The sequence below is a fragment of the Chryseobacterium ureilyticum genome, assembly GCF_900156735.1.
Lineage (GTDB): Bacteria > Bacteroidota > Bacteroidia > Flavobacteriales > Weeksellaceae > Chryseobacterium > Chryseobacterium ureilyticum.
The window spans coordinates 39,629-53,215 of sequence record NZ_FTOL01000004.1; the positions used below are offsets into that span (position 1 = coordinate 39,629).

The 13,587-nt window shown below is 35.6% G+C and carries 9 protein-coding genes; 3 read left to right on the plus strand and 6 right to left on the minus strand.

The features are described 5' to 3' along the window. Positions 1-10 precede the first annotated feature (10 nt). A complete protein-coding gene (locus tag BW983_RS12765) occupies positions 11-1,147 on the plus strand; it encodes a cytochrome-c peroxidase (RefSeq protein WP_076552316.1) in 1,137 nt (378 codons plus the stop codon). A gap of 180 nt (positions 1,148-1,327) precedes the next feature. Here the strand turns inward: BW983_RS12765 and BW983_RS12770 are convergent, their stop codons facing one another. The 6 genes from BW983_RS12770 to BW983_RS12795 form a co-directional block, all read right to left on the minus strand. Then, positions 1,328-3,694 (minus strand): patatin-like phospholipase family protein, encoded by a 2,367-nt coding sequence (locus BW983_RS12770; protein WP_076552317.1) that lies wholly within the window; start codon positions 3,692-3,694, stop codon positions 1,328-1,330. Positions 3,695-3,867: 173 nt separating this feature from the next. Then, positions 3,868-6,555, minus strand: coding sequence for a PD-(D/E)XK nuclease family protein (locus BW983_RS12775; RefSeq protein ID WP_076552318.1), 2,688 nt, complete (start codon positions 6,553-6,555; stop codon positions 3,868-3,870). Then, positions 6,552-7,088, minus strand: a complete 537-nt coding sequence (locus BW983_RS12780) for a DUF922 domain-containing protein (protein ID WP_076552319.1) — start codon at positions 7,086-7,088, stop codon at positions 6,552-6,554. Before BW983_RS12780 ends, BW983_RS12775 begins: the two co-directional genes overlap by 4 nt. After that, positions 7,088-7,492, minus strand: coding sequence for a hypothetical protein (locus BW983_RS12785; RefSeq protein WP_076552320.1), 405 nt, complete (start codon positions 7,490-7,492; stop codon positions 7,088-7,090). The genes BW983_RS12780 and BW983_RS12785 overlap by 1 nt, the downstream gene beginning before the upstream one ends. A gap of 62 nt (positions 7,493-7,554) precedes the next feature. Next, complete coding sequence (gene rsmG, locus BW983_RS12790) at positions 7,555-8,190, minus strand: 16S rRNA (guanine(527)-N(7))-methyltransferase RsmG (RefSeq protein ID WP_076552321.1); 636 nt, start codon at positions 8,188-8,190, stop codon at positions 7,555-7,557. Positions 8,191-8,279: 89 nt separating this feature from the next. Then, positions 8,280-9,125: a GLPGLI family protein gene (locus tag BW983_RS12795; RefSeq protein WP_076552322.1), complete on the minus strand. Its 846-nt coding sequence runs from the start codon at positions 9,123-9,125 to the stop codon at positions 8,280-8,282. Positions 9,126-9,300: 175 nt separating this feature from the next. On the opposite strand from BW983_RS12795, the gene BW983_RS12800 reads away from it, so the two are divergent. Next, a complete protein-coding gene (locus BW983_RS12800) occupies positions 9,301-10,494 on the plus strand; it encodes a pyridoxal phosphate-dependent aminotransferase (protein ID WP_076552323.1) in 1,194 nt (397 codons plus the stop codon). Between the two features lie 36 nt (positions 10,495-10,530). Beyond that, positions 10,531-13,470, plus strand: a complete 2,940-nt coding sequence (locus BW983_RS12805; RefSeq protein WP_076552324.1) for a M16 family metallopeptidase — start codon at positions 10,531-10,533, stop codon at positions 13,468-13,470. The last annotated feature ends 117 nt before the right edge of the window (positions 13,471-13,587 follow it).

Consider the following 13,587-nt stretch of genomic DNA (forward strand, 5'->3'; position numbering starts at 1 on the left):
ATAAAAACACATGAAATTTTCAGATATTAAACTCATACTGTTGATCGGAATAATCGCTTTGTTCTGCATGCAGCATACCCTTAAAACGTACAGCACAGATTATGGAGAAGTAGCTGAACAGTACAAAAAACCAATACAATACTGGCAAAAACCTTCAATAGATGCAGGTATTGACTGGAAGGAATTTGAAGCAATAGAATGGGATTCCAATTATTATGAAACACAGGAACTTCCGGAAGTGATGCTAGGGAAAAAACTCTTCTTTGATCCTAAATTATCTTCATCAAGCCAGGTTTCCTGCAGCAGCTGTCATAATCCTGAATTAGGCTGGGGCGATGGACAGGAGGTTGCTTTGGGTAATGATCATTTACAGGGAAAAAGAAATACACAATCGCTTTATAATATTGCAGACAGAACATCTTATTTCTGGGACGGAAGAGCAAAAACACTGGAAGAACAACTCGTAGGACCTATTTCCGCACACAATGAGATGAATATGAAACCGGAAAAACTTGCCGGAAAACTTTCAAAATACAAAGAATACAAACAGCTTTTTAAAGAGGTTTACCACACTGATAAAATTACATTTGACAAAATTGCCAGTGCAATTGCTACTTTTCAAAAAACGATCAGAAGCCAGCCTAGTAAGCTTGATAAATTCATCAAAGGTGATTATAAAGCAATGAGTGATAAGGAAATTTATGGAATGCACCTGTTCCGAACCAAAGCAAGATGTATGAACTGTCATTACGGGAAATATCTTACGGATGAATCATTCCACAACATAGGTCTCACCTACTACAAACGTGAATATGAAGATCTTGGGCTTTACCATATTACCAAAAAGTCCGGTGATGTAGGTAAATTCAAAACTCCATCGTTGAGAGATCTTACTTATACCGCTCCATGGATGCACAACGGTTTGATGGATGATCTTCATGGCGTTGTCAACTTGTACAACAGTGGCATGCAGATGATCAACCCAAGCCCTGAAGAAAAGAAAGCAGCTCCTAACTTTCCAGTGACAGATGAAAGGATGAAGCCTTTACAGCTCAATGATCAGGAAATAGATGCTATTGTAGCTTTTCTGAAAAGTATGTCAGGAAGCTATTATAAAATGCCGCGTCCTGAAATCCCAAGACAATAGTTATACGGCTGAAAGCTGGAAGAGGGAGACAGGAATTTACTATAATTCTGATAAGTTTCAAATGTCATTTTAAGGTATTGTCAACCTCAATTTATCGCTTAAAGTATTTATGAAATTTAAGCATAGTTACAACCTTAATTTCAACAACTTCCCTCTTCCATACTTCAGCTTACTTACTTATCAAAACTTGAACCCTATACTGAAATATATTCTTGAAAAATCAAGCTGATTATTTCTTGAAATATTAAGACTGATAGGACCTAGTAAAGATTCATAACCTAAGTTCACTCCATATCCAAACATATCAAAACTGTCATTAAACGGCGAAAACTCTTCACTTACCTTTCCATAGTTGAAAGATGGTGTAAGATATAACCTTTTCATGATTCTGTATTGAAGAGATACACCCGCCTTTGCCACGGAATTCATTGGAAGTTCTTTTTGGCGAAGCCCGTTGAATTCAGGGTTTAATAAGTCATAATTGTACTCACTTCCCCCAAGATTATACTTTTGGTTCAGGAAAAAATAAGGAACCGAATCTTCTCTCACCGACCCAAAACTTGTTCCCAGAAAAAGATTAACCTTTGCCGCAAGTCTTCTGGTGATCGGATAAGCAAAATTTTCATTTAAAGTAAAAGATACCAGATTTTTAGGAATAAAATAATAAGAATCTTTCGGATTTAATATAGGATACAACTGAGGCTGAACTGTTTCCAGATCATATAATTCGTACTGATCTCCGTAGTAAAACCTTGTGCTTACCTGTAAATGATTTCCTTTGGTAAAGAAGTATCTTTTATTGAGGCTATTTTGTTCAAACTTTATAAATGTATTGAAATTACTGTGGTTATAAAGCTTTTTACTATAGTTGTCTATTTTTGCCTGATCTACTTTATCCAGTAAACTGTACATTCTTTCCGTACTGAATTCTGTTCCTACAGAGATAAAAGCATTCGGATTGATATTATAATTTAAAGCAACTTTTCCCGTTATATTTCTGTACATATGATTGGGAAATCTCGTATTATAATCCCCATCCTCGTAACTAAATATCCTAAAAGTCAAGTCATTACTTTTAAGGTGAACCATTTTTGCTTCAAGATCTACCCACCAGTGATCACCACTTCCTAAAAACCCCTGATAAGCCAGACGTGCCTTAAAACGTTCTGAAATATCGATCGTAGCAAGAAATCTGGATCTGTTGGCAAGAATATTTCTGTAAGTATAATTTACAATGATTCCCACAGACTGTTCCGTATCGTAATGTAATGCCAGTTTGAAAGCTCCTTTCTTTGCCTTTTTAACAAAAATATTCATGGTAAGTGCTTCTCCCGTATTCGTATAAGTGTAATATACCTTTTCATATTGGCGCATTCCAAAAACCCTGTCTATTGCTTCGTTTACCGTTTTTACATCATAATACTTCCCTTCCGTTAACCCTAATTCTCTTTTGATTACAGCAACTTCAACGTCATCGGTAAGCGATGTTCCGTCTTCTTCATTAAAGGTAAATTTTGTGGTCGGCAGCTTCACTTCTTCAATCATCTCATGCTCATACTTAATCCCTAATTTTCTTTGTGCTTCTGCTAAAGCTACAAATTCAGGAAGGTGTTTTCTTGCTTCTATCTCACCGATTTTTATAATCTTTCTGAACCTCGCAAAATCTTTTGTCGTTATATCCCCCAGAGGATCAACAAAATCTACGAGAATATTGGATAAAGCCTTCTGATGTTTAAAATCTTCTACAGAACGTATGGCATGGGTCTGGTAGATCATTTTCATAGGATTCTCGATTTCTTTTTTAGTAAAAAGCCTAAATCCTGTATAACCTCCAATAACAAAATCTGCTCCCATCTGACGAACCTCATTCGCAGGATAATTACGATCCAAACCTCCGTCTACCAATAGTTTACCATCAATATAAACAGGAGCAAAAGCCGCAGGAATAGCAAGTGTAGAACGAATAGCCAATGGTAAAGAACCTTTTTTCTGCATAACCAACCCTCCGTTTTCAATATCCGAAGAAGTAAGCTGTACAGGAATTCTTAATTGGCTGAAATCATTAATATGTTTAGCGTTAAAAGTAAGCGTATTTAAAACTTCACCCATGTACTGCCCTTCAATATAAGAGCTTGGAAGCGTTGGAACTCCCTTTACTACAGGAAACTCAAGGATATATTTATCATATTCATCCTTTTCACTGATGTTGACTTTACTGTAAGGAATTTTATTGCTTAGAATCCTGTTCCAGTCTACTTTATAGATGGTTTTCTTGAGCTGGTCAGCATTATATCCCATGGCATATAAGCCGCCCAAAATCCCTCCCATACTCGTTCCGGTAATATAATCCACCTTGATTCCCAAAGAATCGATCATTTTCAAAATACCAATATGAGCAAAACCTTTCGCGCCTCCTCCACTTAAAGCCAGACCAAATTTAGTATCCTTTGAAACATTCTGAAGTCTGATCTGGAGAGAGTCATTTACTTGCTGAGATTTGAAAAAGAGAGAGAAAATAATGGTTACAAATATCAGAAGCTTTTTCATGGGACAACCAGTTTAATAGTGTGCAAAATTTTATAGTAAATATACAATTATAACACAAAAAATGAGAAAAAACTTCATCTATTTCCCCATTCAAGAAGAACTTAAAAATACAATCCCATACGGACTCAAAATCTGAGAAATTAGCAAGATCTGCAAGAAAAATCAATGAAAGCTTAATAAGACTTTACACTTTCCACGAAGTTAACATCCGGATTCAGGATTTCAAGAATAAGGTTTTTTACAGCCTTCATCGCATCATCAATATCTCCTTTGTCAAACTGAAGAGAAACCATTCCCTTTTTCGCATCAGCAAAGCTCCAGATCCCCGTTTCAATAGGATATCCCCAGAACTCAGGAAGATGCTGCACCACATAATGATAAATACAAAGCTGTAAAGCCTGTTTTCTGTCACTGTTATGGAAATATTCTGCAACATTGTCCTCATCAATTTTAACTGTCAGATTTTTAATTTTGGCAGTTTTATAATCGATGATGCGTAAAGTTCCATTTAGCTTATCAATTCTGTCAATGAATCCCATGAATGAAATTTTATCATTTCCATCAAGGTAAAATTCTATGTTTTCGAACCTTCTTTCAATATCAACAATCTCTAAAGTATTCCCTTGTTTTATCAGTTCAAGATCATGATTAAGGACATTTTCAATTACCTTTTTTGCAATGGCTTTATGGATGTAATTCATCCCCTTCTCATAAAATTCCGGCTGATGTTTAAGCTTTTCAATCGCTATATTTATATATTGATCTATCGCTTTAATTGATTTAACTAAATCGCTTTCTTTTAAAGTTTTACCTTTAAGCATTTCATAAACCTCTTGAAGTGAATAATGCACCAGATTCCCATAGTTTTTCACTGATAATTCTTCTTCAATTTCATCCGTTTCCGAAGTGTTCAGAATCTTCGATAAGTAAAAATCTATCGGATTATAAAGGTAGCTTGTAAGATGCGAAGCCGAGACTTTTCCTTTCCATTTCTGAAGACGCTCCTTTACAATTTCCGTCTTGGAAATTTCTATAGGTTTAGTCATAATAGGTTCTGAAGAATTCTCAATGATCAGATGTTCAATCTCGTGGGAACTCTCCATTTCAATCTGAGTAATGAAACGGCTTTTTTCTCCCGTATTCACCCCGGAACTTAATGCATTGTACAGTAAGTGAACATTCTGTGCATCCTGAATCAGTCGGTAAAAGTGATAGGCATAAATACTATCATTTTCCAGGAAAGTATGAAGATCAAAAAACCTTCGGATATCAAAAGGAATATAAGTATTCTGTGAATTTCCCAACGGCAGCTTCCCTTCGTTCACGGAAAGCAGAATAACGTTTTCAAAGTTCAGCAAACGCGTTTCCAGCAATCCCATGATCTGCAATCCTCGCAGCGGCTCTCCCTGAAAGTCTATACTCTCGGAATTGATATGCTGATTGATCAGAATTTCCAGCGTTTCCATTTTGATCTCAATATTGTAAGGCGTCAACTGGTTTTTAATGATTCTGAAAGCATTTTCAAAGTGAGAAACATTTTCATACTGAATATCGTCTATCTCCAGCCATTTTACCTGATGACAGAAAGCAATAAGTATATCCAGATAAGCATTTGTGCTTACAGCCTTCTGCAAAAGTCCGAAATAAGACAGTTCGCTCAGCAGTTCATTCAGAAGCTTTTTAGAAATATAAACAATATTCCTCTCCTCTATTTTCGCTTTAAAATCATTGATGATCAGTTCATCTTTAGCAGACTTTGGAAGCTCTTCCAGAATCGGGAATATATCTCTGTAGTAATAGGATGTTTTATTCTTTTCAAGTTGTTTCTGCAAATAAAACAGTCGTTTTACCGCATTGGAAAAAGACAGATTTTTAAGCGGAAAACCCATCGTAATATTCAGATTTTCTACGCCATGCATCACATCAAGACTTGCAGGCAGAAGATTTTCATCCAATAGAACGACAGCGGTATTAGAATAGGTTTTATTATTGATTTCCTTAAAGATTTCCGGCAAAACTTTGGTTTGCGTTACATTTCCGGAAACTTCATAGACTTTAATCTTTTTGGGTTGGTTAAAATCATCCTCAATCCATTCAAAGACCCTATTATCATCAAATTCCTTCCATGTTTTATGATTTCTGAGAAACTTTCCTGCTTCCTGTCTTTCGTCATTAAAATAATAACGGTCCGCCTGAAAGAAACATTGTGCTTTATTCCATTGTAAAAGATTTCTCACCAGTTTTTCTTCCACTGGCGTAAAGGCATTAAATCCGCAGAAAACAAATTGTTCCGGGGTATTCCTCGCAAAATCTGAGATCCCCGCTTTAGCAGCCTCGTGAATCATTCCTGACGTAGCCCAATTCTTTTCCTGCAGTCTGCTTTTCAGTTCAGGAAGAAAAACGTTCATGTTTTGCCAGAAATTAAGAAACTTCTTTCTCGGAACATCATCATCTTCACCAAGATCCTGAGCCCATTCTTTAATCCTTTCCTCATCAAACATATACTGTAAAACCGCAACATCACTATCGGAGAATTTAAGAATATCATCCCAATCCTTTTGTAATGTTGGAAACCATTTCAAAAAATCTGAAAAATCATCTCTGGGAATTAAATTCAGACTTCGGTATACATCAAATGAAAAAAGCCACAAGGGAATCCCCTGAATTACCTGCTTATCAGCAATTTTATTAATCAAGTCCTCAATCGTAAAGAAATTCGGCAATAACCCCGAATAATTGTTTTCCTCCAGAATCTGTCTGATAAATACAATCGGACGTTTTCCCGGCAGGATAATATTAAACGCAGAAAGATCCGGGTTTTGCGCTAACAGTTCGTGAATGATCTTATTGAGAAATTTCAAAGGGCTTGGTAGCTTTTAAGGTTTTCTAGTTCTGTGGAAATAGCAGCGTTGTATTCTGCCTGTTTTTCTTTGTCCATCCCATGACGGGTATCTTTGTCATAGGACATCTGAAAGTTTTTATATTGATTGGAAATATCGCTATAAATTGATTTAAATAATCTGTCGTAATCTCCGGAAGTTCTGACTCTTTCATCAATAGCTTTTCTAAATTTTCTTACAAAAAGCTCTGCAATATCAAAGTGTTTCTGTTCATGCAAAAGAATATAATCATTGATTTTTTTAACATCCTTCCATGATTTTTCTTCGTGAAAAACGGTCTTGATTTCAATTTTCACAGGAGACTTTGGGTTGGAGGATTTCACTACGGAATATTCCCAACCGCAATTCGTATAAGCGGCAACATCAGGATTACTCCTCCTGTTGACAGAGCTTTTAAAATTACTCCACTCCAGTTTTTGCCCTTCCTGCCAGAAAATTTTCTGTCCGAACATGATATTGGCAGCCAGTAAACAAAATACAGTAATCAACTTCATTATTTTACCACAATGGTTTTTGTGATCCAGTTATCTCCTCCATTCCAGAATTTAAAAGTGTATTTCCCTTTCTGTCTTGGACTGAAATTAATCTGATTCGCTCCAGTATAGCTGTTTTGCGCACAAGGACCGTTGGTAATGTATTTGTAGGCAGTAACAGTTCTCTCAAGATTATTGTTATAAATATAATCATATCCATAAAAACCTTGACATTGAGACGGATATGTGGAATACGTTTTTATACTCTGAAGTGCAAAAACATCCATGGTATCATTTACAATTTTCACACTGTCTATTTTGATCTTATCAATGGATTCAATGGTCTCGTAATCATCGTCGTTACAAGAAACCATTACTAAGCCAAACAATACTGTTGCAAATCCAATATTTAAAAGTTTTTCCATAACCTTCAATTTTGTGATTATTAATAAACATTTAGCAAAAATTATTCCCCAATCAGTGTAAATTAGGAATTAAAATTACCTTTTGATACATAGACTACTTTCTTAGTATCAAAAAATTCTCCTTCAAAATAGTGTTTTAGATTAAAAATTTCACATTTAAGCCCGGCAAGTTCTTCGGCAAGATCTCCACCTTTTAAATATAAAATCCCATTATGTTTAGGATTAAACTGTTCTTTTTCAAATTTTCCTTTCAGCCATCTTAGGAATTCCGGCATCTGGGTCACCGCTCTACTCACGATAAAGTGGAACTTTTCTTTCAGTTTTTCTGCTCTTCCGTGAATTGCTGTAACATTTTTCAATCCAACTCCTTCAGATACTGCCTGTACTACGCTGATTTTCTTTCCAATGGAATCAATCAGGGTAAACTGTGTTTCAGGGAAAAGGATCGCTAAAGGAATTCCGGGAAAACCTCCTCCCGTTCCGATATCCAATACTTTTGTTCCCGGAGCAAATTCCATCACTTTTGCAATTCCCAAAGAGTGAAGAATATGTTTTTCATACAATGATTCCATATCTTTTCTGGAAATCACGTTGATCTTTTCATTCCATTCATTGTACAGTGTTTCCAGTTTTGCAAACTGTTCTATCTGTGTTTCTGTAAGATCCGGAAAGTATTTTAATAGTAACGATGTAGACATGTGAATTATTATAGTCTGCAAAAATAAGTTTTTATTAGCTTTATTCAAACTTTCAGGAAGAGTATATCAAAAAATAGTGCGGTATCTTTTTAATGGGTACTTTCTCTTTCTATAGGATTATTCCCTTTTTTAAGCATTCTGGCTATTTCTGCATCATCATTTCCTTTTCCTGCTTTTTTTATTTGATTCAGATCCAACTGAGCAATATAGCCGTCTTTTAGTTGTATTCCCATCTTTCCTGCTTTTGAATCTACGTTCATACTTTCAATATCTTCAGGACTAAAAACATCATTTTTCAAAAGTTTTTTATACTCCTGCTCTGTTATTTTTTTGCTGTTTTTAGGAATTAAAGAGAACATTACATTTACTTTTTTCACCTGAATCAGATTAAAGACATGATCATCTTCTGAATCTCTTACTCTCACAATCAACCCTGGAAGCCCATTGAATTTATAAGGTCCGTCATTCACCGGATAGTCTTTGGAAAACCATGCTTCCCATTCCCTTCCTTTGTATTTAACAGTAGCTTTTTGGCAATTTATATCATTAATTTTAAGAAATTCTTTCTGAATAACCCATTTTGGAAACTCATAATCGGTAATTACCAGATTTGCCGTTTTAAATTTGTCGTATAAGTTTGTTTCTTTCTTTGCGTACTCTTTTTCAAGGATATAATTGAGATTCCTGTCATAGTTTTTACTTTTAAAGAGTGCAGCAAGATCTTTGTTTGCCTGATAAGCAGAATCTCTTTCATATTTTACAGCATTATAGAAATAGGATTTTTTACCGTCTGTATCCAGATTCATATAATCTGTGACCTCAGAATATTTATTATCAGCATCAGGCTTCATTTTGTATTCATACACAAAACGATAATTCTGAGCAGAAACAGTAGTTGCGAATGCCAGAAGTAAAATTTGAAACATTTTTTTCATAGAATTAGTTTTTATAATCAATACGATTTCAGACTCTAAAGTGAAGCAAAAACAATATTAAATCCAAATATAGTGAATCCTTTGAAACCTGATAAAAATCTTTAAACTAGACTGGTTTTTATTTCATCTGCAAGACGTTTTTATTATATATTTGTTAAAATTCAAAAAAAAATACATGGACAAACTTTCGGATAGAGTAAAAAGATTAGGATACTCACAGACTTTTGTAATGTCTAACAAAGCCAGAGAAATGAAAGCCAGCGGAATAGACGTAATCAGCTTAACTCTTGGTGAACCGGATTTCGATGTACCGGATAATATCAAACAGGCAGCTTTCGATGCCATTAATGAAAACTACAGCCACTACTCTCCTGTTCCGGGATTCCTTGAACTGCGCGAGGCGATTGCTTATAAATTAAAAAGAGACAACAATCTTGAATATAAACCAACACAAATTTGTGTTTCCAATGGTGCTAAACAAGCTATCTTAAATGTACTAGCAGCCATTATTAATGATGGTGACGAGGTTTTACTACCTGCTCCTTACTGGGTAAGCTATGATGAAATGGTAAAAATGATGGGTGGAAATTCTGTAATGCTTCCTACCTCTTACGTTACTGATTTCAAGGTTACAGCCGAACAAATTGAAGAAGCTATTACCGATAAAACAAAAGCAATTCTTTTCAGCTCACCATGTAATCCTTCCGGAGGATATTATACTTATGCCGAATTGAAGTCTATTGCAAAGGTAGTGGCAAAATATCCTCATGTGACAATCATTTCAGATGAAATCTATGAATTCATCAATTATGAGACAAAAACAACTTCCATCGCTCAGTTTCCTGAGGTTTACGAACAGACTGCCGTAATTAACGGGATGTCAAAAGCCTTTGCCATGACAGGATGGAGAATCGGATACTCTGCATGCCCTGAATGGCTGGCAAAAGCTTGTGAAAAAGTACAGGGGCAGATGACAAGTGGTGCTAATACCGTAGCTCAGAGAGCTTCTATCACTGCATTAAAGACCGATCCTTCAGAATACAGATACATGATTGATGCTTTCAAGAAAAGAAGAGATCTTGTGTATGAATTGATCCAGGAAATTCCAGGGTTCAAAGTACTGCTTCCAAAAGCTGCGTTTTATTTCTTCCCGGACATTTCATATTATATCGGAAAAACACTGAACGGAACAGAAATTAAAAATTCTGATGACTTCGCAATGTTCCTGTTAGAAAACGCTCATGTAGGGTGTGTAGGCGGTTTTTCATTCGGTAGCCCAGAATGTATCAGGTTCTCTTATGCTGCTTCTGAAGAAGATTTAAGAAAAGCAATGAAACGAATCAAGGATTTATTAGACCAATTTAATTAAGAATTAAAAAAAGGTAAATAAAACACAACCATTACAATGAATTTGTTAAAAAAACTAACAATCGCTACAAGTATTGCCGCAGCAAGTTTTGCAGGTCATGCTTTCGGACAGGATTTCCAATGGAAAGAAGCTACAGCCAACGGGTATAAGTACAAATACGTAACGAACGATCCTACTTCGGCAAGATATTACACATTGAAAAACGGATTAACGGTTATTTTAAGCCCAACCAGCAAAGAACCGAGAATTCAGACCTATATTGCAACAAAAGCAGGAAGTAAAACGGATCCGGCAGACCATACAGGTCTTGCTCACTATTTAGAGCATATGCTTTTCAAAGGAACTACACAGTTTGGTTCTAAAGACTGGGCAAAAGAGAAACCACTTTTAGATCAGATTGACGCTCTTTATGAGAAGTACAATCAGACAAAAGACGAGGCTAAAAGAAAGGAAATCTATAAAGAAATCGACAGGGTTTCAGGAGAAGCTGCCAAATTTGCGATTGCCAACGAATATGATAAAATGATGGCTGGAATGGGAGCTGACGGATCAAATGCCTTCACTTCTTTCGAGCAGACTGTTTATACGGAAGATATTCCTTCTAACGTGGTAGACAAGTTCCTTGCTTTACAGTCAGAAAGATTCAGAGAGCCGATCCTTAGACTTTTCCATACTGAGCTTGAAGCCGTATATGAAGAAAAGAACAGAACGTTGGATGATGACGGTGATAAAGTTTATGATATGATGTTTGCTAATCTTTTCCCTAATAACAATTACGGAAAACAAACTACCATCGGAACAATTGAACACCTGAAAAACCCATCTCTACACGCAATCAGAGAATATTATAACAATTATTATGTTCCCAACAACATGGGAATCATTATGTCCGGAGACTTCAATCCGGATGAAGTAATTGCCAAAATCGATAAGGCTTTTTCTTATATGAAGTCAAAACCTGTTCCTGAATATAAAGTAGGACAGGAAAACCCTATTGCTTCACCCGTAATTAAAGAAGTCGTAGGACCAGATGCCGAAAGTGTAATGCTTGGCTTCAGATTTCCAGGAGCATCAACAAAAGATGCTAGGCTGCTTAATTTTGTAGGAAGCATGCTTACCAACGGACAAGCTGGGTTAATCGATCTAGACCTAGTAAAAAAACAAAAACTACTTGGCGCTTTTGCTTTTCCTTATGCTTTAAAAGATTATTCCGTATTACTTTTACAGGGAAAACCTACAGAAGGGCAATCTTTGGATGAAGTGAAAAACCTTCTTATTCAGGAGATCGATAAATTAAGAAAAGGTGAGTTTTCTGATGATCTGATTCAATCTATTGTAAATAACGAAAAGAAGAACACCATTCAAAAGGATGAAAAATACTCATCAAGAGCAAGCATTTTAATGGATGAATTCACTTCTGAAGTAGATCATAAAGCAAATCTTGAATACATCGAGGAAATTTCCAGTCTTACTAAAAAAGACATTATGGAATTCGCTGCTAAGTATCTTCAAAACAACAACTATGTAGCCGTTTATAAGAAAAAGGGCGAAGACAAGAGCATTGTAAAAGTAGATAAGCCTACTATAACACCTGTCTCCGTAAACAGAGAAGACCAATCTTCTTTCCTTAAGAAAATTGATGAAATGCCTGAAAAAGCAATTGCTCCGGTATGGCTAAACTATGACAAGGATATTGCTAAAAATAAACTAGGCGAGGTAAATGTGCTTTCTGTAAAAAATACAGACAATACACTATTCAGAATGTATTATCATTTTGATTCAGGGAAATGGAACAACAAGATGCTTCCTTTAGCAGCAGAATACCTACAATATCTTGGAACTAATGATAAATCTTCTGAAACCATCAGTAGAGAATTCTACAAATTAGCATCAAGCTTCAATGTAAGTGCAGGAAACGAGGAAACATACGTATCTCTTGAAGGTCTGAATGAAAACTTTGATAAAACAATTGCTCTATTTGAAGATTTGATTAAAAACTGTAAAGCAGATCAAGGAGCATTAGATGCTTACAAAACTCGATTGAAGAAAGCAAGAGCGAATGCTAAACAGAACAAAGCAACAATTATGGCTGGATTGAGAAGCTATGCTCAATACGGTGCACAAAACCCGTTCAACAATGTATTGAGCGATGCTGAGCTTGATGCATTAAAAGCTGAAGATTTAGTCAAAATCCTTCATGACTTATTTAACTTCAAGCATAAAGTACTTTATTACGGTCCGAAAACAGGTGCTGAAACAGTAGCTTCTTTAAAACCCATTCACAAAATTTCTGCCGCGCTTAAAGATCTTCCACAGACAAAAACGTTTGTACAGATCCCAACGGATAAGAACAAAGTATTATTCGCCCATTACGATATGGTACAGGCTGAAATCTTCTGGGCAAGAAACTCTGAGCAGTACAACTCAACGATTACGCCTACGGTAAACTTATTCAATAATTATTTCGGTGGCGGAATGGGTTCTATTGTTTTCCAGACAATCAGAGAATCTAAGGCATTGGCATACTCTACTTATTCTTATTTTGCGCTTCCAAGCAAGAAAGCTGACAAGAATACCATTATGGCATATGTAGGTACTCAGGCTGATAAATTCAATGAATCTACAACAGCGATGAATGAACTTCTGACTACCCTTCCAAAATCTGAGCAGCTATTTGAAACCGCAAAAAGCGGATTGAAAAAAACGATCGCTTCTGAAAGAATTTCTCAGGACGGTATCATTTTCTCTTATCTGAAAGCACAAAGACTTGGAAATAATACAGATATAAGAAAGAATGTCTATGAACAGGCTCCAAAACTTTCTTTTGCTGACATCAATACTTTCCACGATAATGAAATGAAAAACAAAAATTACACGTATTGTATTGTTGCTTCACAAGATAAAGTAAATGAATCGGATATGAACAAATTAGGTGAGGTCAAAAAACTCAACTTAACTGAAATATTCGGTTATTAAAATAAACGAAAGCCCTGGTTTCAGGGCTTTTTTATTTAACAACACATCAAAAACAATTATAGATTTTATTTATCAATATTCGTTTGTTCGATAGATAAAACTTCTCTATATTTGCAG

Coding starts and splice junctions, on each gene's coding strand:
- rsmG (WP_076552321.1), bottom strand. CDS start 8,190: ATGTCTACATCGTTACTATTAAAATACTTTCCGGATCTTACAGAAACA.
- BW983_RS12805 (WP_076552324.1), top strand. CDS start 10,531: ATGAATTTGTTAAAAAAACTAACAATCGCTACAAGTATTGCCGCAGCA.
- BW983_RS12800 (WP_076552323.1), top strand. CDS start 9,301: ATGGACAAACTTTCGGATAGAGTAAAAAGATTAGGATACTCACAGACT.
- BW983_RS12795 (WP_076552322.1), bottom strand. CDS start 9,125: ATGAAAAAAATGTTTCAAATTTTACTTCTGGCATTCGCAACTACTGTT.
- BW983_RS12785 (WP_076552320.1), bottom strand. CDS start 7,492: ATGGAAAAACTTTTAAATATTGGATTTGCAACAGTATTGTTTGGCTTA.
- BW983_RS12780 (WP_076552319.1), bottom strand. CDS start 7,088: ATGAAGTTGATTACTGTATTTTGTTTACTGGCTGCCAATATCATGTTC.
- BW983_RS12770 (WP_076552317.1), bottom strand. CDS start 3,694: ATGAAAAAGCTTCTGATATTTGTAACCATTATTTTCTCTCTCTTTTTC.
- BW983_RS12765 (WP_076552316.1), top strand. CDS start 11: ATGAAATTTTCAGATATTAAACTCATACTGTTGATCGGAATAATCGCT.